Here is a 20584-nt window from a genome sequence, read left to right on the forward strand (position 1 = left end):
ACAACAACCCCGAAATCTTCTCCCTAAAGCCACAGTCTTCCCATCCCGGACGAACTACCGGGTCCGCCTCAGCGGTGGGTGGACGAAAAGGCGGGGTGGTCGGTGGCGGAGGACCGTCCGACTTCCGGATCCGCGTCAGCGGTGGGTGGACGGTGCCGGAGGGCCGTCCGGAGCGTGTGGACGGGCCCGCGGGCGTACGGGCGGTCAGACGCGGGCGGCCAGGGCGGAGACGACGTCCACGATGCGCACGGCCCGTTCCAGCTCGGCGCGGTGGAACCCGGGCCCGTCGGCCCGGGCCACGAGCAGGTGCAGCTGGTACGCGGTCATGGGCAGCAGCATGAGCCGCACCTTCTCGCCGTCCAGCGTGGCGGCGCGCGGCGGCGGCTCGGGCAGGTCGACGAGTTCGGGCGCGGCGATGGAGCTGTGGACCACCGAGCCGCCGGCATAGGCCACCGACCATTCCGCGCCGCACAGGCCGGGCAGCGCGTCCACCAGCGTGGCGAGGCCGCGCGACGGCTCGGCGGCCACGTGCATGAGCAGGTCGTAGTCGGGCGCGGAGCCGGGGACCTCGCGGGTCGGCCACACGCCCTCCACCCGCACGCCTGGCACGGCGGAGAACCGCTCCCGCACCTCGTCCGCGCCCGCCGGGCCCGGCCAGGACACCACGAAGTCGTCCACCGCCCTGCCCATCTCACGTTCGAGCACGGTGACCTGGAGGATGTCGGCGCCCAGCGTGCCCAGCACCTTGGCGACCTGGCCGAGCCCTCCCGGCCGGTCGGCTAGCGACACCCTCAGTCGCAGCAGCATTGCCCCTCCCCTTTTCCGAGGCTTTCACAGTGCCGCGGAGAGGTTTCCGGCATGTTCCACGGATATGTCACGCTTGCTGCGCTTAATCCCAGCATGCAGCTTCCATACCGGTTCACGCCGCCAAGAACCGGGCAAGACTGACCGCGTATTGCGCCAAGCCGCCGTCAGGCGCGCTCCTGCAGCACCCGGCCGTCGCCGTCGAGGTCGTCGAAGAACACGAGTTCCATCGGCCGCCCCGCCCTTCGGCGAGCGTGCCGTCCCGCTCGTAGTGCTTGACCGCGCTCACATGGAGCAGCCCGAGCCGGGCGGCGTCAGCCGGACCACCCGCGTCTCCTCGTTCACCCGCGAGTCGTGGTCCACGGTGAACCCCAGCCGCTCGCTGTAGGACCCCTTGGCCTTCTCCACGTCGGCGACGGGGATGGGGACGACTTCGATCTTCCAGCCCATGGGTCTCTCTCTCGTCGCTTTCACAGGAAGCGTCGTGCGGATCGCGCCCGTTTCGACACCACCACAGGGTCGCGGATAGGTAATCATTGATCTCGGTCACGAGGGTGGCCTGAGAACGGTTGCAGAGAGCGCGGTACGGTGAGGCGCAGAGGATGGCCTGGATGGCTGCATGTCGGCGTGCTGGAGCACAGGCTGACGCGGATGTGGGAGCCGGGGACGCTGCCGCCGCCGGAGTCACTCGTGGCCGTCATGACGCTCGCGGCGGTGCCGCGCGCCCTGGGCGCCCGCCTGGCCGACCACCTCGACGGCGGCCTGGTGGTGGGCCCCGGCTCCGTTCCTGACCTGCCGGCCTTCGAGAAGCTGCGCGCCATCCCGCTGCCGCAGCAGGAGGGCACGTGGGAGCGGAGCGCCGGCGTCTACGACCCGGTCCTGCGCCGCATCGCGGTCGGCAGCGTACCCTCGCCGTCGGTCAACGTGTGCGGTCACGAGCTGGGCCACGCCATCGACCACTCCGACGGCCGGCCCTCGGCCGACCGCTGGTGGACCTTCCTGCACGCGCTGCGCCGGCCCCGGCTGGAGTCGCCGTACCGGCAGGACGTGTCGGAGCTGTTCGCGGAGAGCTTCGCGTGCGTGCTGACCCGCCGCACCGGCAGGCTGATCACCTTGCTGGGCGGCGACGAGCCCGCCGCCCGCCAGGTCTACGACTGGATGTCGAGCCGTTACGGCATCGGCTGACGTTACTGGTAGGCGCCCGCGTGGCGGGTGGAGGAGGGCAGCGGCTTGCCGGTGATGTCCTTGGCCAGCGCGGCGCCGCCGAACCACGACGGGCCGAGGCGGACCGCGCGGCCACGGGCCGGCGACGAGGGCGCCAGGCGCAGGTTGGTCCGCGAGACGAAGCGCGGGTCGGCCATGACGGAGCCGGAGCCGAGCTTGAACTCGGCCTTGCGCGCCTTGTAGACGCTGCTCGCCTCGTCGGCGCCCTTGGCGTCCTCGTAGCCGGCCGTGCCGCCCACCACGATGACGTTGTTGCGCAGCTTCAGGATCGACGGGGAGCAGCCGTCGTGGCAGGACCAGCCGATGGTGTCGCGGGCCGGCATGTAGACGGAGTTGTGCACGGCCGTGGTGCCCTTGACCGGGCCCACGACGTGGCGGGCGCCGCGGGTGACGAGGAAGGAGCCGGTCTTCAGCGAGGAGGTGACGACGTTGAAGGCGAACACGTTGCCCGTGGCGGTGTCGCCCTTCTTGGCGCCGAGCTCGCTGAAGGTGTTGTTGTCGTGGGTGCGGTTGTGGGTGATCCGGTTGCGGTTGCCGCCGAAGATCTCGATGGCGGCGCCGTCGACGCCGTAGTCGTAGCTCTTGGCGTGGCTGCCGGTGATCGTGTTGCCGGTGACGAGGTTGTCGTCGCCGTTGAGCAGGATGCCGAAGGCGCCGGAGTCGTTGTCGCCGCCCTTGTCGTTGACGCTCATCCGGTTGTTCCTGGTGAAGGTGCTGTCCTTGATCGTGTTGCGGGACCCGCTGGGGGTGACGGTCGCGCCGGTCACGTTGCGGTCGGCCTGCACCTTGGACAGCACGTTGTGGTCGCCCTTGATCTCGAACCCCGCCCAGGCGCAGTTGCTGGCGCGCAGGCCGCTGATGCGCCAGTGGTCGCCGGCGACGACCACGCAGTTGGCGTCCCTGCCGCCGATCCTGGGCAGCGCGCCCTTGCCGTAGGCCTTGACGGTGATGGGCGAGCGGGCGGTGCCCTTCGCGGCGAGTACGAGCGAGCCGGTGAAGCTGCTGCCGCGCTTGACGGCGACGGTGTCGCCGGGCTTGAGGTCGGCGGCGTTGACCGCGTCGAGCGACCGCCACGCCCGGTCGGCGGCGGTGCCGTCGGCGGCGTCGTCACCCGCCTTGGAGTCCACGTAGTAGGTGGTGCCGGCGTGGGCGGCCGCCTGGGCCGGCAGCGGCAGGGCGGGCAGGAGCGAAGCCAGGACGGCCACGGACAGCAACCTCATCGGGCACACCTATAACTCGATCAACTCTGACGGGGCGGCCCCAACCGTAGCGTCATCGGCCGATGACCCGCCACACGGACAGCGACGGTCCATCACCTGTTCCGTCATTCGTGTCGCCGCCGTTATGGACGAGGTCGGCGCGGGCGGGCAGGGCCAGCGGAGCCCCCGGCGCGCGGCGGGCGCACACGAGCAGCGTCTCCTCGTACGTCTCGCGCGCGAACACCAGGCAGTCGGCGTCGGCGTGCAGCCAGCGCAGCCCGCCGTGGCGCAGCGCGGGCTCGCGGCGGCGCAGGCCGAGCAGGTCGCGGTAGGCGGCGAGGGTGGCCGGGTCCCGGTCTGCGGGGCGGTTCCAGGGCATGGGGGTGCGGGAGTGCTCGCCGTTGACGCCGGTGAGGCCGAACTCGCTGCCGGCGAACACCATGGGCGTGCCGGGCAGCGTGGCCTGCAGGCCGAGCGCGACGAGGTGGCGCTCGCGCGAGCCGGTGACGGTGCGGATCCGCGGCGTGTCGTGCGAGTCGAGCAGCTGCCAGGAGTGCACGAGCGAGCGCCACGACATGTGCGAGGCGAAGGACCGCAGCGTGGCCAGGGCGGCGAGGCCGTCGCGGCGGGGAACGCCGCCGGGCACGCCGAGGAAGTGCTCCAGGCCGAGCGTGCCGGCGCGCAGCCAGGACCAGACGGGGCGGGTGAAGCCGCCGTAGTTCATCGTGCCGTGCCAGCCGTCGCGGTCCAGGTCGGACGAGGCGTCGTGGTTGTGCTCGGCGACGAACGCGGCGCCGGGCGGCAGGGCGCGGCGCAGCAGGGCCGCGGCCTCGTGGTTGTGGTCGTCGGCGCCGAACCGGCCGGTCATGTTGGCCACGTCCACCCGCCAGCCGTCGAACGGCCCGGTCCAGCGGGTGAGCACCTGGCGCATGCGGTCGCGGACGAGCGGGCTGCCCCAGTTGAGCTTGGGCAGCGACTTGAAGCCCCACCAGGACTCGTAGTCGCCGGTGTCGGGGTCGAAGTAGTACATGTCCCGTTCGGGGGCGCGCACGTCGGAGACGGCGGCGGTGAACCAGGCGTGGGCGTCGCCGGTGTGGTTGGCGGTGATGTCGCCGAGCAGCCGCATGCCGCGCCCGTGCAGCGCGTCCGCCAGCCGGCGCAGCGCGGCGTCGCCGCCGAGCAGCGGGTCGACGCGGTCGAAGTCGGCGGCGTCGTAGCGGTGGTTGGAGCGGGCCGGGAAGATCGGGGTCAGGTAGACGGTGTCGGCGCCGAGGCTCTCGATGTGGCCGAGGTGGCGGACGACGCCGTCGAGGTCGCCGCCGTAGAACTGCTCCGCGGTGCCGGGGCCGCTGGGGATGACCGGGTCGCGGTCCCAGTCGCGGGGCAGCGCCCATGCCGGGGCCGGGTCCGGCATGGGGCCCGAGCGGGCGAACCGGTCGGGGAAGATCTGGTAGACGATCGAGCCGGCCATCCACGCGGGGGGCGGCTCGTGGCAGACCAGGCGGAAGTCCCCGGAGTCGGGCAGGTCGTGCGCGAACAGCCCGGCGGCGGTCAGCCACGCCTGGCCGCCGGTGGTCTCCAGCAGGAAGCGGTAGCGGGTGACCGGGTTCACCGGGGTGACCTCGGCCCGCCACCAGTCGTCGCCGGCACCGTACCCGCCGACGGGGCGGCCGGTCCTGGCGGGGTCGGGCGCGGCGCGGGCGTAGCGCGGCTCGCCGTCGTGGACGGCGCGCACGTGCGCGGCGGTGACCCCGGCGGCGCGCGGGGCGCGCAGCCAGAGCGTCACCGGGGCGCCGGGCTCGGGCGCCTGCGTGGAGACGTACAGCGGGGAGCCGTCGTGGTGCGGCAGATCCAGGAAGCGCATGAGTCACCCCTTGACGGCGCCGGAGGTGAGTCCGGAGACGATGTACTTCTGCAGCCAGAGGAAGACGCTGACGGTCGGGATCGCGGTGAGCAGCGTGGCGGCGGCGAACATGCCGAAGTTCTCGTTGCGCCGGTCGCCGGCGATCATCCCGTACATGCCCACGGCGAGCGTCTTGCTCTCCGGGTCGCGCAGGAAGACGTTCGCCATGAGGAACTCGCTCATGGTGGTGATGAACGCCAGCAGCGCGGTGACCGCGAGGATCGGCGTGACCAGCGGCATGATGACCTTCCAGAAGACCTGCGCGTGCGTGGCGCCGTCCACGGTGGCGGCCTCGTCGAGCTCCTTCGGCACGGTGTCCAGGAAGCCCTTCATCAGCCAGGTGTTCACGCCGAGCGCGCCGCCCAGGTAGAGCAGCATGAGCCCCCACACGGTGTCGAAGCCGAACGCCGGGTACAGCTCGGTCACCCTGGTGAAGATCATGAAGATCGTCACGATGGCCAGGAACTGCGGGAACATCTGGATGAGCAGCAGCGCCAGCAGCCCGACCCGGCGCCCGGCGAAGCGCATCCGGCTGAAGGCGTAGGCGGCGAACATCGACAGCAGCAGGCTGGCGAACGACGACAGCAGCGCGATGAACACCGAGTTGAAGAACCACCGGCCGAACGGGTAGACGTCCGAGGTCATCAGCTCGCCGAAGTTGTCCAGGCCGGCTCCGGTCGGCAGCAGCTCGGTCGAGGCGAGGGTGCCCAGCGGGTTGATCGCCGCCGAGACGACGAACAGGATGGGGAAGATCGCGAACGCGCACACGGCGAGCACGAACGCGTGCCTGAGCGCCAGCTTCACGCGTACACCTCCTCCTGCTTGCGGGTACGGCGGAACGCCACGGCAGAGACGATCGCCACGATGGCGAAGATGAACACCGAGATCGCGGCCGCGAAGCCGAACTGCGCGCCGCCGGTGCCGAAGGCCAGCCTGAACGTGTAGGTGATGAGCAGGTCGGTGCCCCCCACCTGCGGGTTCTCCGGCGGGAACGGCCCGCCCTCGGTGGTGAGCTGGATGGCGTTGAAGTTGTTGAAGTTGTACGCGAACGACGAGATGAGCAGCGGCGTCAGCGCCACCAGCAGCAGCGGCAGCGTCACCCGCCGGAACGCCTTCCACGGGGTGGCCCCGTCGATGGCGGCGGCCTCGGTCAGCTCCCGCGGGATCGCCTGCAGGGCCCCGGTCGTCACCAGGAACATGTACGGGAAGCCCAGCCACAGGTTGACCAGGACGACGGCGAGCCGGGCGGTGGTCACCTCGCCGAGCCAGTCCACGTTCAGCCCGAGCATCTGGTTGACCAGCCCGAAGTCGCGGTTGAACATGTCACGCCAGACCAGCAGCATCGCGAACGACGGCATGGCGTACGGCAGGATGAGCGCGATCCGGTAGGCCTTGGTGCCGCGCATGCGCGGGTGGTGCAGGGCCAGCGCGACGGCCATGCCGAGCCCGAACGTGCCGGCTACGGAGGCCAGCGCGAAGACCGCGTTCCAGCCGAACACGCCGAGGAAGTAGCCGGAGATCGTGGGGTTGGTCAGCACCCTGGCGAAGTTGGCCAGGCCGACGTTGACCTGCCAGCCCTGGGCCAGGTGCTCGCCGGCGGCGTTGACGAAGTAGCCCTGCGACCCGTCGGCGCGCCACGGGCCGCCCTCGCCCCGCATGCAGTCGCAGCCCGCGTCGTAGACGAGCGCCGCCCTGCCCTCGACGGCGCGGCTGAGCCCGTTGGCCTTGATGGCCCCGCCGTCGGTGGGCACGGTCAGCGCGGCGATCTCCTCGCCGCGGGCGGCGGCCTGCGGCGCGGTCAGCACGGTGACGCCGGGCGCGCGCAACACCTTGCCGGTGACGCCGACCTCGGCGCCGGGCAGCGGCGACAGCCCGCCCGCGTCGCCGAGCCGGACCTGCTTGGTGGCGGGGTCGACGAGCAGGAACACCAGTTCGCCGCCGCGCAGCGCGGTGGTGAGCTGGTACTCGGGCGAGCCGGGCGCCTGCCGTACGGAGCCGCGCTCGATGGCGGTGATCGCCGCCGCCTTGTCACCGCGGTGGCCGTCGCCGAAGTTGGTGAAGGCGGTGGTCACCGTGTAGAGCACCGGGAACACCTGGAAGGCGATGAGGAAGACGGTGCCGGGGACGAGATACTTGGCCGGGACGTACCGCCGGGTCAGGTAGAGGTAGCCGATGACGGCGGTGGCCCCGAGCAGCACGGCCAGCCCGATCCACGACCCGGTGGCGACCAGCGGCGGCGCGGCGTAGAGCAGGATCGCGGCGGCGACGGCGAGCACCGCGATCCTGCTCACCACGAAGGCGGTGGTGATGTTGCGGCGGGGCCGCGGAGCCTGTGACGCCTCCGCGGTCTCGCGCACGTCGGGCGACATGGGGCGTCAGTTCTTGAGCGAGCCGTCGATGGTCTTCTGCGCGGCGGCGGCCGCCTTGGCCGGGTCGCCGCCCTTGACCACGCCCGCCTCGGCGATGCCGAACGGCTCCCACACGGCCTGCATCTCCGGGATGGCGGGCATCGGCATGCCGTCCTTGCCGGCGTCCATGAACTTGCCGGCGTCGGCGTCGGCCGCCTTGACCTCCTCCAGGGCGGCGGTCAGCGCCGGAGGCCGGGGGTCGGCGTCGTACAGCGCCTTGGCGACGTCCTTGTTGGTCACGTAGTTGGTGACGAACTCCTGGGCGAGCGTCTTGTTCCGGCCCTTGGCCGCGACGAAGAACGACTGGACGCCGACGAACGGGGTGGCGGGCTCGCCGCCCTCGAACGAAGGGACGGGCGTGATGTCGTAGCCGAAGCCGCCCTTCTTGACGTCGGTCATGGCCCACGGGCCGGAGATCAGGAAGGCGCACTTCTTGCCGGCGAAGCTGGGGATGTAGTTCTCGTTGGTGATCGACGTCTTGAGCGCGCCGTCGCCCTTCTCCCCCAGCTCGCGCAGCTTCCCGAAGGCCTTGACCGAGCCCTCGGAGCCGACCAGCACCTGCTTGGGGTCGGGGTCGCCGGCCGGGGTGGAGCCGAACAGCTTGCCGCCGCCGGCGGCGAACAGCGGGTAGACGTGGAAGGCGTCGCCCTTCTGGGCCACGGGCAGGCAGAGGATCTCCTGGACCTTGCCGTCGTCCTTGAGCTTCTTGCCGGTCGCCACCATGTCCTCGATCGTGGCGGGCGCGTCGGGGGCCAGGTCGGTGTTGCGGATCAGGGCGATGTTCTCGACGGCGTACGGGGCGCCGTAGATCTGGCCGTCGAAGGTGACCGCCTTGATCGCGATGTCGGAGAACGCCGCCTTCTGCTCCTCGGTCAGGTTGACCGGCTCGATGGCGCCGTTCTGCACCAGGTTGCCGATCCAGTCGTGCGCGCCGACCATGACGTCGGGGCCGCTGCCCTGCTGGGAGGCGGTCAGGAAGGTCTGCTGGTTGTCCTTGCTGATCTCCTTCACCTCGACGGTCACGCCGTTCTCGGTGCCGAACTGATCGGCGAAGGGGGTGAGGGCCTTGACCCGGTTGGGGTCGGCCCAGATGACGAGGTTGCCCGACGCGGGGGCGGCCGAGGCGGACTCGCTCGGCGCCGCGGAGGGGGCAGCGGGGTCGGAGCCGCCACAGGCGGTTAAGGCCAGCGTCGCGAGAGCGGCCACGCCCAGGGCTCGCTTGCTCATGAGACCTCCCGAAAGATCAGTGATCGACCGCTTTCGCGGCTCTTGTTTCCGGGACGTTAGCTGGATTTTGCAATTTTTGGAAGATTTTGCAAGAGGGCGTTACCCGATCCTCATCCAGAGGCATTCCGGAGAGGCTCAACCTCCAGCGTCCGACCGGTATGCAAGTTTCGGCAAGCTTGCATCCCCACCCGGCGGAAGCCGGCGGGGTCCCACCCGATTCTCCCGCGCCGGCCGGTGCGGGCCCGCCTCTGATGAGGATCGGGAGCATTTGACCTTTCTTTCCCTCGGCGCGGCAGTCCGCGAAGAATACGGTCGGTAGCGTCGGTGAGGTGCGCCTGTGGGCCCGATCCCTGCGGGGACGCGTCACCATCATCGCCACGGTCGTCGCCGCGCTCGTGCTCACCCCCGTGGCGATCGCGGGCGTCCTCATCACCCGCCATCTGATCGCGCAGGCGACCTGGGACTCCACGGGAGACACCGCCGCCCGCATCGCCGCCCGGGTGCGCGGCGGCGAGCTGGGGGCCGGCCACGGGCTGCCGGTGCTCGACAGCGACGTCGACCTGATCCAGCTGGTCGCGCACGACGGCCGGATCCTCGCGGCGAGCGACGCGGCCAGGAAACTGCCGATGCTGAGCGGCGTGCGGCCGCGGCCGGGCGGCCGGGACGTCGACGTCACCGCTTGCCTGCCCGCCATGTGTATGCACATCACCGTGATGCGGGCCGGCCTGTCCGCCGAGGCGCCGATCGTCTACGCGGCGCGGCGCACCCCGCCCCTGCTCTCCACCCGGAGCATGGAGATCAGCGCGGCCGTCCAGCTCGCCGCGATCCTCGCGCTCACCGCCTGGGCGACCTGGGTGGTCACCGGCTCGGCCCTGCGCCCGGTGGCGCGGATGCGGCGGGAGCTGGACCACATCACCGCCCGCGACCTGAGCCGCCGGGTGACGGAGCCGCCGGGTGACGACGAGGTGGCGCAGCTCGCCCGCTCCGTCAACGGCACCCTGGCCCGCCTGGAACGCGCCGGGCTGCAGCAGCGCCAGTTCGCCGCCGACGCCTCGCACGAGCTGCGCACCCCGATCGCCGGGCTGCGCGCCCAGCTGGAGAGCGCCCAGCTCTACCCGGACGAGGCCGACGTGCGGACGCTGGTGAAGTCCGCGCTGCGCGACACCGACCGGCTGGAGGCCATCATCACCGACCTGCTGCTGCTGGCCAGGATCGGCTCCGGCGAGGACGCCGCCGCCAGGGAGCAGGTGGACCTGGCCGAGCTGGTCCGCCAGGAGCTCACCAGGCGCACGGACAGGGTCCCGGTGAGGACCGAGCTCGCCGAGGGCGTCACCGTGCACGGCGTCCGGCTCCAGCTGGCCAGGGTGCTGACGAACCTGCTGGACAACGCCCAGCGGCACGCCGAGAAGCAGGTGTCCGTCGAGGTGCGGCGGCAGGACGGCCAGGCCGTGCTCTGCGTGGAGAACGACGGCGCGCCGATCGCCGTCGGCGACCGCAAGCGCATCTTCGAGCGGTTCACCCGGCTGGACGCCGCCCGCAGCCGGGACGCGGGCGGCACCGGGCTGGGCCTGGCGATCGCCCGCGACGTGGCGCTCGCGCACGGCGGGCAGATCCGGGTGGAGGACAGCCCGCACGGCGCCAGGTTCGTGCTGCGCCTGCCGGCCACCTGGCCCGGGTGACGCAACCCGATGCCCCCGGAAAGTTAAGAACGGGGACGCTGCCAGTTCAACCAGCGCCTCTAGCTTCTGGATGCAACCCGGAGGATAGAGGAGATACGTTGCGAGTCCTGGCCGTAGTTCCCGCCCGTGGAGGTTCGGCGGGCGTACCACTGAAGAACCTCGCCCCCGTCGGGGGCACCCCGCTCGTGGCTCGCGCGGTCCGCGCGTGCCTGCAGGCCGAGCTGGTGGACGAGGTGGTGGTGAGCACCGATCACCCGGGCATCGCCGAGGCCGCCGAGCGGGCGGGCGCGCGGGTGGTGGAGCGGCCGGCCGAGCTGAGCGGCGCCACGGCCTCCAGCGAGTCGGCCGTGCTGCACGCCCTCGACGCCCTGGGCGAGGACCCCGAGGTCGTCGTGCTCGTGCAGTGCACGAGCGTGTTCATCGATCCCGCCGACCTGTCGGCGGCCGTGCGCCGGGTGCTCGACGGCGAGGCCGACGCGGTCTTCTCCGGTACGCCGACGCACGAGTTCCTGTGGACCCCGGCCGGCGCGGGCGTCAACCACGACCCGGCGTCCCGGCCGCGCAGGCAGGACATGGAGCCGCAGTTCCGCGAAACCGGCGCCTTCTACGTGATGCGCGCGGCGGGGTTCCGCGAGCGCGGCCACCGCTTCTTCGGTGACGTGGCCGTGCAGGCGGTGCCCGCCCGGCACGCGGTCGAGGTGGACACACCAGAGGACCTGGAGATCGTGCGGGCGCTGGCCCCGTTCGTGGACGCGCCCGAGCCGATCGACGTGGACGCGGTCATCACCGACTTCGACGGCGTGCACACCGACGACCGCGCCTACGTCGACTCCGAGGGCCGCGAGATGGTGCTGGTCAGCCGCTCGGACGGGATGGGCGTGTCGCTGCTGCGCCGCGCCGGGGTGAAGGTGCTGGTCATGTCGACCGAGCACAACCCGGTGGTGGCGGCCAGGGCGCGCAAGCTCGGCGTGCCGGTGCTGCAGGGCCTGGCCGACAAGCGGACGGTGCTGCGCGACTGGCTCGCCATCGAGAACCTCGACCCGGCCCGCGTGGCGTACGTCGGCAACGACGTCAACGACCTGGGCCCGATGGCCGAGGTGGGCTGGCCGGTCGCGGTGCCGGACGCGCACCCGCGGGTGCGCGCCGCGGCCCGGGTGGTGCTGACCAGGGCGGGCGGCGACGGCGCGGTGCGCGAGCTGTGCGACCGGGTGGTCGCGGCCCGGCCGGTCCTGGAGGAGCCGGCTCCGGCCGCGCCGCCGCGGCTCAGGTTCCGCCCGGTGTCCATCGGGGACGTGCCGGTCGGCGACGGCGAGCCGGTGTACGTGATCGGCGAGATCGGCATCAACCACAACGGCGACCTCGACATCGCCCGCCGGCTCATCGACGTGGCGGCCGACGCCGGCTGCCAGGCGGTGAAGTTCCAGAAGCGCACCCCGGCCATCTGCGTGCCCGAGGCGCAGAAGGGGCAGATCCGGCAGACGCCGTGGGGCGAGATGACGTACCTGGAGTACAAGGAGCGCACCGAGTTCGGCGCCGACGAGTACCGGCAGATCGCCGAGTACTGCGACGAGCGCGGCCTGCACTGGTTCGCCTCCCCGTGGGACGTGCCGTCGGTGGAGTTCCTGGAGGACATGGACGTCCTGACGCACAAGGTGGCCTCGGCCGGCGTCGCCGACCACCAGCTGCTGCGCGCGCTGGCCGCCACCGGCAAGCCGATCATCCTGTCGACCGGGATGTCCACGCTGCGGGAGATCGACGAGGCCGTGGAGATCCTCGGCACCGACAAGCTGATCATGATGCACGCGACGTCCACGTACCCGCTGCCTCCCGAGGAGGCCAACCTGCGCACGATCACCACCCTCAAGGAGCGGTACGGGGTGCCGGTCGGCTACTCGGGGCACGAGCGGGGCCTGCAGATCTCGCTGGCCGCGGTGACGCTCGGCGCGGTCTGCGTGGAGCGGCACATCACCCTCGACCGCACCATGTGGGGCTCCGACCACGCCGCCTCGCTGGAGCCGTCGGGCCTGGAGCACCTGGTGCGCGACATCCGGATCATCGAGCAGGCCATGGGCGACGGCGTCAAGCGGGTCTTCCCCGGCGAGGAGGCCCCGAAGGCGCGGCTGCGCCGGATCACTGTCTGACCTCGGTGATCACCCTCTCGGTCATCGTGCCGGTCCGCGACGGCGAGCGCTTCATCTCCGACGCGCTCGCCTCGCTGGCCCGCAACTTCCGGCCCGGCTTCGAGTTCGTCGTGGTCGACGACGGGTCGGTGGACGGCACCGCCGCCGTCGTCGAGGACTTCCGCGCCGACCTGCCCGGACTCGCCGTGATCCGCAACCCCGAGCCGCTCGGGCTGGCGGACGCGCGCAACGCCGGGCTTGCGGCCGTCTCCGGCCGGTACGTCACGTTCCTGGACGGCGACGACTGGCTGGCTCCCGGCTACTTGGCGCGGCTGGTCGCGGTCATCGACGGGCTCGGCTGCGACTTCGTACGCGCCGACCACGTACAGGTCGAGGGCCGCAAGCGGGTCGTGCACCGGGCCCCCGCGGCGCGGCGGGGCGCGGTGCTCGACCCGCGCTGGGCGATCCTGCCGGCGGGCGCGCGCACGATGGTGGACTACCCGTACGCCTGGGCGGGCATCTACCGGCGGTCGCTGGGTGACCTGCTGCGCTTCCCCTCCGGGCTGCACACCGCCGAGGACCGGCCGTGGATCTGGCGGCTGCACCGGGAGGCGGTGACGTTCGCCGCGGTGTCGATGGCGGGCGTGTTCTACCGGCGGCAGGTGGCCGGCTCGCTCACCCAGGTGGGCGACGAGCGGCAGCTGCACTTCTTCGACGCGTTCGAGCTGGTCTTCGCGGACCTGGAGGAGAAGTACCTGCCGAAGGCGGTGCGCAACTTCTGCGGTCTGCTCGCCCACCACCTGGAGCTCGCGGACCGGTTCCCGCCGGAGCTGCGGGCCCGGTTCACCGAGCGCGGCGCGCGGATGGCGGAGGCGCTGCCGCGCGAGCTGGTGGCGGAGGCCGCGTCGGCGATGCCGGCCGAGCGTTCGGCCGTGCTGCGCGAGCTGCTGCCCGGTCTGCCCGTCCCGGCCCGCGGGCCGCGCCCCGATGGGGAGGATTCATGACGAGCCACCCGACGACGGTCTTCTACGCCTCGACGCTGTTCGGCGCGATGTCGCTGGCGGCGGGCATCGACGCCGGCCTGTTCGGGGACGGCCGCAGGGTGCTGCTGGTGTCGTCCAACACGCCGGTCCCCGAGGTCTCCACGCCGCTGGACGCGACCCCGGGCTTCGCCGTGCTCGCCTCCCGGTTCGACGAGGTGCGCTCGTGGAACGAGCTGATCGCGCCGCTGCATCCGGCGGAGTGGCGGCCCAGGATCGTGGAGGCGCCGATGCTGGAGCGGCTGGTCCGCTCCCACCTGCGGCTGGACGTGGTCGACGAGCTGGTGGTCGAGTCGATCGCGGTCGCGCCCGCCCGCACGATCGCCGGGCTGGTCCGCGACTGCCCGATCACCGTCTACTCCGACGGGCTGATGAGCTACGGACCGACCCGTGACCCGCTGCCCGCCGAGATCTCCCACCGCGTCACCCGACTGCTCCACCTCGACCTGGTGCCGGGGCTGGCGCCGCTGCTACTGAGCGAGTACGGGGTGCCGGCCGTGAGGCTGCCGGAGGAGCCGTTCCTGTCGGTCGTCCGCGAGGTGGCCGCGACCGCGCCGGCCATGGCGGGCGGCCAGGCGATGATCCTCGGGCAGTACCTGTCGGCGCTCGGCGTCGTCACCCCCGAGGAGGAGGCCGGGCTGCACGAGGCGATGCTGCGCGGCCTGGCCGCCCGCGGCTACACGGGCGTGCTGTTCAAGCCGCATCCCTCGGCGGGGCGCGAGCACGCCCGGCTGCTGCGCGCCGCCGCCGGGCCGCTCGGCGTCCAGGTGACGGTGGCCGGGGAGAGCGTGCCCGCCGAGGTCTGCTTCGCCACGCTCCGGCCGGAGCTGGTGGTGGGCTGCTTCTCCACCGCCCTGGTGACGGCGCGCCGCCACTACGGGCTGCGCGCCGTCTCCCACGGCACCGGCCTGGTGCTGGAGCGGCTGACCCCGTACGAGAACAGCAACCGGATCCCTGCCACGATCGTGGACGCGCTGCTCCCCCGGCTGTCGGAGGACGGCTTCGTCGACGAGCCGCCCGCGGCCGACCTGCCGGAGCTGGTCCGCGCGGTGGGCTACTGCATGCAGGCCGAGGCGTACCCGGACCTGCGGCCCGACGGCTTCTCCTTCGACGCCCGCTACTTCAAGCGCAGGCGGCTGGAGGCCCTGGGCCTCCTCGACAAGCCCGAAAAGCCCGGCAAGCCCGAGCAGGCCCCGCCGGGCCCGCTGGACCGCCTGCGCAGAAAACTCCGAACCACCCGCTGACCCCGCTCCACCTGCGGCGACCTCCGCGCCGTACGCGTCAGGTCAGGACTTTGAGGTAGCGGCGGACGCGTCGCTTGGCGCGGTAGCCGGCGCGCAGCATGTTCGGCGGCACCTCGACCCGCAGCCGGGCGCGGCGGCGGGCGGCGGCGTGCTCGGGGCCGTCCAGCAGGGAGACGGCAGGCACCCGGGAGCGGGAGAGCACCAGCCCGGTCAGCAGCCCGGTCCAGTCGCCGCGCTCGTCCGGGTGGAAGTAGTTGGCCGCGCACCACCGCGGGTCCGCCTGCCGGAAGCCGCCCTCGGCCAGGTCGTCGAGCGTGCCGAGCAGACCGCTGTCCTCGAACACCAGGTTGATCATCTCGGCGTTCACCCCGAAGTCGCTCAGCACCAGCGACGGCACGCCCATGGCGATGGCCTCCAGCGCGGCCGTGGAGCTGACGGTGACGAACCCGGCCGCCCGCGAGAGCTGGTCCTGCATCGACCCGGCGGCGAACCGCAGCCGGCCCGGCTCGCCCAGCTCCCGCCAGAGCTTCTGGTAGTGGTGGCGCTCGCGGTGGGTCTGCCGCTCGCCTTCGAGCGCGCGCAGCTTGACCACGACGTCCAGGCCGGGTTCGCGGACGGCCAGCTCGGCCAGCGCGAGCAGGATCCGCTCGCGGTCCTCGCGCGCCTTCGGCACCTTGGCCTGGGTGGCGAAGACCACCCGGTCGCCGCCGGACCGCTCCTGCCGGGGCCGCAGGAACGGCAGCCTGGCCAGGCCGACCGCCCCTCCCCCGCCGAGCCGGGCCGCGATGGCCGCGAACTCGGCCACCTCGCGCTCGCTGTGCACCACGAACAGGTCGCAGCCGCTGCGGAACAGCCACGCCTTCTCCGTCGCGGGCACCGAGATGCCAGGCAGCCCGGTGGCGAACACCGGCCGCGGGCGCAGCCCGTCCAGCACGCCGGACACCAGCACGTCCACGACCGGACCCGTGCAGGACACCAGGATCACGTCGGGCCTGGACCGTTCCGCCAGGCGGCGCAGCGCGCGGGCGCTCAGCACCGGCGGCGCGGGCCGGTCCCCCACGGCGGCGGCGATCTGCTCGGCCGACGGCGCGATCGGGGTGCGCACCACCACCAGTTCGGTGTCACAGCCGTCCGGCAGGTCCTGGAGCAGGCAGGCCGCCCACTTCAGGTACGAGTCGGAGTCGGCCACCGCCAGCACTCTCAACCGGTCACTCCTGTCACTCCTGTCAGATGCGAGCGCAGCGCGGGGGCCGCCCTGCTCGTCCACCAGTCGTCGGGCACGTCCACCGGCTCCACCGCCACTCCGCGCGGGCCGAGCAGCACCCGCAGCGAGGAGACCGCGGTCGACGGCAGGCTGACCACCCGCTGGCCCGGGTCGAGGCCGCGCAGCGTCAGCTCGGCGGGCGCGCCGCCGTCGTGCACGGTGATGCCGGGCCGCTCGCGGATGACCGCGACGTCGACCGGGTCCTCCCGCCGGTGCGGGTAGTACGCGAGCGGCTCCTCGGCCGCCAGGTCGGTCAGCCAGCGCAGGTAGCGCTCGCGGTGCACCAGCCCGTTGCGCACCAGCGAGGTGCCGAGCACGACCGTCCGCTCGGCGGGCCCCGGCTCGCTGGGCGGCTGGCCGCGCAGCCATGCGAACTCGTGCCGTACCAGGTCGACGCCCGCCCGGCGGACCGCCTCCGCCAGGTGAGGCGGGACGGGCAGCGCGGTGAAGACCGTGACCCCGCCCGCGCGCAGCCTGATCGCGGCGGCCAGCCCGAGCGCCGCGCGCAGCGCGCCCGGCTGGGCGCGGGCCCGCAGCAGCGGCCGGTACGGTTTGGCGGCGAGCAGTTCCAGCAGCCGGATCGTGGCCATGCCGTCGTCCACCACGACGACCCTGCCGGGGAAGGCGGCCAGCCAGCGCAGCTGCACCCGGCCGGAGAAGGCGTCGCCGACGACGGCCGGCCGGCGCGGCATGCGCTCGCTCGGCTCGGCCAGCTCCAGCCCGGCGGGCAGGTCGAGGCCGCGCAGCTCGCGCCCGGTCGCCTTGAGGGCGCGCAGCCGCGCCCGCGGCACCACAGTGGTGGCCGGGCCGAGCAGCCCCGCGTGATGGGCCTCGACGGCGCACAGCATCTGGAGCGGGGATTCCACCCAGGCCGACGCCTGTTTGACCACGTTTGCTCTCCCAGCCAGGTGATGGCCCGTTCACGACCGCTTCAAGCTAGCCCGGGCGGCTTAAGCCGTGCGGAACGAGACGTGAACAATGGGAAGTATGAACTCGCTACGGCTTTACAGAGACGGTGTCGAGATCCCGCAACTCGGCCTCGGCGTCTGGAAGGTGACCGACGACGAGGCGGAGCGGGCCGTGCTGACCGCGCTCGAGGCCGGCTACCGCCACATCGACACGGCCACGCTCTACCGCAACGAGGAGGGCGTCGGCCGGGCCGTGCGCGCCTCCGGCGTCCCGCGCGAGAAGCTCTTCGTCACCACCAAGCTGTGGAACTCCGACCACGACCGGGTGGAGCGGGCCTTCGACGAGAGCCTGGCCAGGCTCGGCCTCGACCACGTCGACCTCTACCTGATCCACTGGCCGGCGCCGAAGCAGAACAAGTACGTCCAGGCCTGGCGCGGCCTGGAGAAGATCTACCGGGACGGCCGGGCCAGGGCTATCGGCGTGTCCAACTTCACGGTCGGCACGCTCACCCGGCTCATGGACGAGACCGACATCGTCCCCTGCATCAACCAGATCGAGCTGCACCCGTACTTCCAGCAGCACGAGATGCGCGAGTTCCACGACAAGAACGGGATCCTCACCGAGGCGTGGAGCCCGCTCGGCTCCGGCCGGGGCCTGCTGGAGGACCCGGCGCTGGCGGTGCTGTCGGACAAGCACAACCGCACGCCCGCGCAGATCGTGCTGCGCTGGCACATCCAGATCGGCAACGTGGCGATCCCGAAGTCGGTCACCCCGTCGCGGATCAAGGAGAACATCGACGTGTTCGACTTCATCCTGGACCGCGAGGACATGGCCGCGATCGGGGCGATGAACGCCGGCCGCCGCCTCGGGCTCGACCCCGAGACCAGCGGGTGAATTCGCCTCACATATCGCTTTCGCGGATGAATCTGTACGATCTTCCGCGTGCGTGACTTATCGTGGGGCATCGCGGCGACCGGCGGCATCGCCAGGACAGTGGGCGCCGTCATCGCCGCCGAGCCGGGGATGAGGGTGGCCGCGGTCGGCTCCCGCGACCTGGGCCGGGCCAAGGCGCTGGCCGCGACACTGGGCGCCGAGTCCGCCCACGGCTCCTACGCCGAGCTGTGCGCCGATCCGGCCGTGGACGCCGTCTACGTCGCCACCCCGCACGCCCAGCACCTGGAGGTGGCCGAGGCGGCCATCGCGGCGGGCAAGGCCGTGCTGTGCGAGAAGCCGCTCGCCGCCACCACGGCCGACGCCGAACGGATGGTCCGGCTGGCCCGCGAGGCCGGGGTCTTCCTGATGGAAGCGATGTGGATGCGGTTCAACCCGCTGATCCGCATGCTCGCCGGCGACGGGCGTTTCGGCGAGATCCGCTCGGTGCGCGCCTCGTTCGGCTTCGCGCACCCGTACGATCCCGCGCATCGGCTCTGGGCGCCGGAGCTGGGCGGCGGCGCCCTGCTCGACCTGGGCATCTACCCCATGGGGCTGGCCCAGTTGTTCCTCGGAACGCCGGAGAGCACGCGCATCACCGGCTCGCTGTCCCCGGGCGGCGTGGACGCCGAGGCGGGCGGGCTGATGAGCTATCCGGGCGGCAGGCGGGCGCTGGTGGAGTGCTCGCTGCTCGGCGCCTACTCCAACGACGCCACCGTCGTCGGCACCGGGATGCGGGCCGACATCGACGCCCCGTTCTGGGCTCCGCGGCGGGTCGTGCTCAGCGGGCCGGGGATGGAGCCGGAGGAGCACGCGCTCGACGATCCGGCGGACAACGGGTACGCGGGCGAGCTGCGCGAGGTCCGCGACTGCCTGGCGCGGGGTCGTACCGAGAGCGAGATCATGCCGCTTGACGAGAGCCTTGCCATCATGCGGGTTCTGGCGGAGGCGCGGGCGCAGATCCGCTAGCCGCGGCTTTGAAGACTTGCCAGTTTCTTGCCAGATGCGTTACTTTACTCCGCATTCACGGCATACGTCCGGTTTGCCCGGTCGTGTCCGAGAACACCGTCGTATCGCAGGATCGTCCTGCGACCGCTGAATCCGCCTTGCGCGGAACCGGGGACCCACTTCTTCCGGGGTGAATCGGCGCCTCGCGCGCCGTAGGGCAGCTTCCACGCCCGAACCCGTCAGCTAACCCGGTAAGCGGCATGGAAGCAAGGAGTACATCCCCTCGATGGTCATGCATCGCCTCCCCCGTGCCACCCAACCGCATTACGTCCGCGCCGCCCTCGGCGCCACCTTCGTCGCCTGCTTCATGGGCTCCGCCCTCCCCGCCCACGCCGACCCGGTCAACGGAGACGATCTCTCGCTGACGGCCCAGGCGGAGGCCGGCCAGACCGCCTCCCAGGAGGCGAAGCCCGCCGAGAAGGACAAGATCGACGTCACCGCAGCCCAGGTGCTCGCCCTGGCCAGGGAGCAGATCGGCATCAGGGAGAACGCGCGGGGCGGCGGCACGAAGTTCCAGGAGTGGTACGCGAACTCGCAGCGCGCCCAGGAGACCATCGCCCGTGACGGCGGCCACCCCGCCGCCTACTTGAACGCCCCCTGGTGCGCGATGTTCGTCTCCTGGGTCGGCGAGCAGACCGGCGCCCGCGCGCAGGTGGGCTGGGACGCCTACACGGTGACGCACGCGCGGTGGTTCCAGAACAACGGCCGCTGGGGCACCCTGGCCAAGCCGGGCGCCGTGGTCTTCTTCGCCTGGAACGGCAGCAAGAGCCTCGGCTCCATCCAGCACGTCGGCTTCGTGGTCAAGGACAACCGCGACGGGACGATCTCCACGATCGAGGGCAACACCGGCAACGGGCTCGTCGAGGAGCGCATCCGTCCCAAGTCTCAGGTCGTCGGCTACGGCTACCCCGAGTACGCCGCCTGATTGTCCGGAAGAATCCCTGAGGTGTCGATGCGGGCGCCGCTCGTTCGACGCGTCGGCGAGACCGGGATTCGAAGGAGAAGCACCGTGAAGTTCATGATCATCGGAAAGGGCAGCGCCGAGACGGAGGCGGGCGTCATGCCGAGCCGGCAGCTCGTCGACGACATGATGGCCTACAACGAGTCGCTGGCCAAGGCCGGCGTCCTGCTGGCGGCGGAAGGGCTGGCCCCCAGCTCCCGCGCCGCCCGCATCGCCTACGGCCCCGGCAAGCCCAAGGTCATCGACGGGCCCTTCGCGGAGACCAAGGAGATCATCGCTGGCTTCTGGCTGATCCAGGTCAAGTCCCGCGAAGAGGCCGTCGAATGGGCCCTGCGCGTCCCCGTCCCCGAGGGCGGCGAGGGGGTCGGCCTGGAGCTCTGGGAGGTCTTCGACGCGGCCGACATGCCGGAGACCTCCCTCACCCCGGAGACCGCCGAGCGCGACAAAGCCCTCCGCGAGTCCCTGGAGACCAACCCCCCGAACGCCTGACGGCAGCCCCAGGGCGACCCCCCGCACGCCTGCCGGAAACGCGCCACCCACGCCCGCCGTGGACGACCATCACCGCTTCAACCAGGAGCCCGGCGCACATGCCCGGGACGCCGCTCCTTCTTGAAAGCGTTTCTCGCTTCCCGCGCTGAGGTGAGTGCCGGGCATGTCCCGGACG

At 72.0% G+C, this 20584-nt stretch carries 18 protein-coding genes and 1 riboswitch; of the genes, 9 read left to right on the plus strand and 9 right to left on the minus strand.

The window, feature by feature from the left end; all coding sequences use genetic code 11:
• Positions 1–204: 204 nt before the first annotated feature.
• Positions 205–807, minus strand: a complete 603-nt coding sequence (locus ABD999_RS06550; protein ID WP_187281236.1) for an ACT domain-containing protein — start codon at positions 805–807, stop codon at positions 205–207.
• A gap of 282 nt (positions 808–1089) precedes the next feature.
• The gene (locus ABD999_RS06555) at positions 1090–1254 is read right to left on the minus strand and encodes a VOC family protein (RefSeq protein ID WP_271279748.1); all 165 of its coding nucleotides are present in this window, start codon (positions 1252–1254) and stop codon (positions 1090–1092) included.
• Between the two features lie 177 nt (positions 1255–1431).
• On the opposite strand from ABD999_RS06555, the gene ABD999_RS06560 reads away from it, so the two are divergent.
• Positions 1432–1989 carry a hypothetical protein gene (locus ABD999_RS06560; protein ID WP_148032436.1) on the plus strand — a complete coding sequence of 186 codons (558 nt, stop codon included), beginning with the start codon at positions 1432–1434 and terminating at the stop codon, positions 1987–1989.
• 2 nt (positions 1990–1991) lie between these two features.
• Here the strand turns inward: ABD999_RS06560 and ABD999_RS06565 are convergent, their stop codons facing one another.
• The 5 genes from ABD999_RS06565 to ABD999_RS06585 are packed head-to-tail and all read right to left on the minus strand — an operon-like array spanning position 1992 to position 8765.
• On the minus strand, positions 1992–3248 hold the full coding sequence (locus ABD999_RS06565) for a right-handed parallel beta-helix repeat-containing protein (protein WP_261808640.1): 1257 nt from the start codon (positions 3246–3248) through the stop codon (positions 1992–1994).
• A 52-nt stretch (positions 3249–3300) separates the two neighbouring features.
• The gene (locus tag ABD999_RS06570) at positions 3301–5091 is read right to left on the minus strand and encodes a glycoside hydrolase family 13 protein (RefSeq protein ID WP_345482620.1); all 1791 of its coding nucleotides are present in this window, start codon (positions 5089–5091) and stop codon (positions 3301–3303) included.
• Positions 5092–5094: 3 nt separating this feature from the next.
• Positions 5095–5934 carry a sugar ABC transporter permease gene (locus ABD999_RS06575; RefSeq protein ID WP_222709008.1) on the minus strand — a complete coding sequence of 280 codons (840 nt, stop codon included), beginning with the start codon at positions 5932–5934 and terminating at the stop codon, positions 5095–5097.
• Positions 5931–7499, minus strand: a complete 1569-nt coding sequence (locus ABD999_RS06580; protein ID WP_271280180.1) for an ABC transporter permease subunit — start codon at positions 7497–7499, stop codon at positions 5931–5933. The genes ABD999_RS06575 and ABD999_RS06580 overlap by 4 nt, the downstream gene beginning before the upstream one ends.
• A 6-nt stretch (positions 7500–7505) precedes the next feature.
• Entirely contained in the window at positions 7506–8765 is a 1260-nt protein-coding gene (locus ABD999_RS06585) for a sugar ABC transporter substrate-binding protein (protein WP_271280181.1), read from the minus strand.
• A gap of 329 nt (positions 8766–9094) precedes the next feature.
• Here ABD999_RS06585 and ABD999_RS06590 point away from each other — a divergent pair, with 329 nt between their 5' ends.
• From ABD999_RS06590 to ABD999_RS06605, 4 genes are all read left to right on the plus strand, one after another.
• On the plus strand, positions 9095–10444 hold the full coding sequence (locus ABD999_RS06590; protein WP_271280182.1) for a sensor histidine kinase: 1350 nt from the start codon (positions 9095–9097) through the stop codon (positions 10442–10444).
• A gap of 98 nt (positions 10445–10542) precedes the next feature.
• Positions 10543–12585, plus strand: coding sequence for an N-acetylneuraminate synthase family protein (locus ABD999_RS06595; protein ID WP_271280183.1), 2043 nt, complete (start codon positions 10543–10545; stop codon positions 12583–12585).
• 5 nt (positions 12586–12590) lie between these two features.
• Entirely contained in the window at positions 12591–13568 is a 978-nt protein-coding gene (locus ABD999_RS06600; RefSeq protein ID WP_271280184.1) for a glycosyltransferase family 2 protein, read from the plus strand.
• Positions 13565–14848, plus strand: coding sequence for a polysialyltransferase family glycosyltransferase (locus ABD999_RS06605; protein ID WP_345482621.1), 1284 nt, complete (start codon positions 13565–13567; stop codon positions 14846–14848). The genes ABD999_RS06600 and ABD999_RS06605 overlap by 4 nt, the downstream gene beginning before the upstream one ends.
• A gap of 37 nt (positions 14849–14885) precedes the next feature.
• On the opposite strand, the gene ABD999_RS06610 is transcribed toward ABD999_RS06605, so the two are convergent.
• Together ABD999_RS06610 and ABD999_RS06615 are read right to left on the minus strand one after the other, a co-directional pair.
• Positions 14886–16046 carry a DUF6716 putative glycosyltransferase gene (locus tag ABD999_RS06610; RefSeq protein ID WP_271280212.1) on the minus strand — a complete coding sequence of 387 codons (1161 nt, stop codon included), beginning with the start codon at positions 16044–16046 and terminating at the stop codon, positions 14886–14888.
• A gap of 2 nt (positions 16047–16048) precedes the next feature.
• The gene (locus ABD999_RS06615; protein WP_271280211.1) at positions 16049–17002 is read right to left on the minus strand and encodes a hypothetical protein; all 954 of its coding nucleotides are present in this window, start codon (positions 17000–17002) and stop codon (positions 16049–16051) included.
• Between the two features lie 97 nt (positions 17003–17099).
• Here ABD999_RS06615 and ABD999_RS06620 point away from each other — a divergent pair, with 97 nt between their 5' ends.
• From ABD999_RS06620 to ABD999_RS06635, 4 genes are all read left to right on the plus strand, one after another.
• Complete coding sequence (locus ABD999_RS06620) at positions 17100–17915, plus strand: aldo/keto reductase (RefSeq protein WP_271280210.1); 816 nt, start codon at positions 17100–17102, stop codon at positions 17913–17915.
• Positions 17916–17963: 48 nt separating this feature from the next.
• Positions 17964–18920 carry a Gfo/Idh/MocA family protein gene (locus ABD999_RS06625; protein ID WP_271280209.1) on the plus strand — a complete coding sequence of 319 codons (957 nt, stop codon included), beginning with the start codon at positions 17964–17966 and terminating at the stop codon, positions 18918–18920.
• A gap of 114 nt (positions 18921–19034) precedes the next feature.
• Positions 19035–19172, plus strand: a riboswitch (cyclic di-AMP (ydaO/yuaA leader).
• Positions 19173–19185: 13 nt separating this feature from the next.
• Positions 19186–19884: a CHAP domain-containing protein gene (locus ABD999_RS06630; RefSeq protein ID WP_271280208.1), complete on the plus strand. Its 699-nt coding sequence runs from the start codon at positions 19186–19188 to the stop codon at positions 19882–19884.
• A gap of 93 nt (positions 19885–19977) precedes the next feature.
• Entirely contained in the window at positions 19978–20409 is a 432-nt protein-coding gene (locus tag ABD999_RS06635) for a YciI family protein (protein ID WP_261808869.1), read from the plus strand.
• Positions 20410–20584: the final 175 nt, after the last annotated feature.

This window comes from Nonomuraea ferruginea (assembly GCF_039540635.1).
GTDB classification, from domain to species: domain Bacteria; phylum Actinomycetota; class Actinomycetes; order Streptosporangiales; family Streptosporangiaceae; genus Nonomuraea; species Nonomuraea ferruginea.

Bases quoted from the DNA above. Each gene is read 5' to 3' on its own strand.
- ABD999_RS06555 (WP_271279748.1), bottom strand. From the start codon at position 1,254: ATGGGCTGGAAGATCGAAGTCGTCCCCATCCCCGTCGCCGACGTGGAG.
- ABD999_RS06605 (WP_345482621.1), top strand. From the start codon at position 13,565: ATGACGAGCCACCCGACGACGGTCTTCTACGCCTCGACGCTGTTCGGC.
- ABD999_RS06635 (WP_261808869.1), top strand. From the start codon at position 19,978: ATGATCATCGGAAAGGGCAGCGCCGAGACGGAGGCGGGCGTCATGCCG.
- ABD999_RS06565 (WP_261808640.1), bottom strand. From the start codon at position 3,248: ATGAGGTTGCTGTCCGTGGCCGTCCTGGCTTCGCTCCTGCCCGCCCTG.
- ABD999_RS06550 (WP_187281236.1), bottom strand. From the start codon at position 807: ATGCTGCTGCGACTGAGGGTGTCGCTAGCCGACCGGCCGGGAGGGCTC.
- ABD999_RS06585 (WP_271280181.1), bottom strand. From the start codon at position 8,765: ATGAGCAAGCGAGCCCTGGGCGTGGCCGCTCTCGCGACGCTGGCCTTA.
- ABD999_RS06620 (WP_271280210.1), top strand. From the start codon at position 17,100: ATGAACTCGCTACGGCTTTACAGAGACGGTGTCGAGATCCCGCAACTC.
- ABD999_RS06630 (WP_271280208.1), top strand. From the start codon at position 19,186: ATGGTCATGCATCGCCTCCCCCGTGCCACCCAACCGCATTACGTCCGC.
- ABD999_RS06570 (WP_345482620.1), bottom strand. From the start codon at position 5,091: ATGCGCTTCCTGGATCTGCCGCACCACGACGGCTCCCCGCTGTACGTC.
- ABD999_RS06580 (WP_271280180.1), bottom strand. From the start codon at position 7,499: ATGTCGCCCGACGTGCGCGAGACCGCGGAGGCGTCACAGGCTCCGCGG.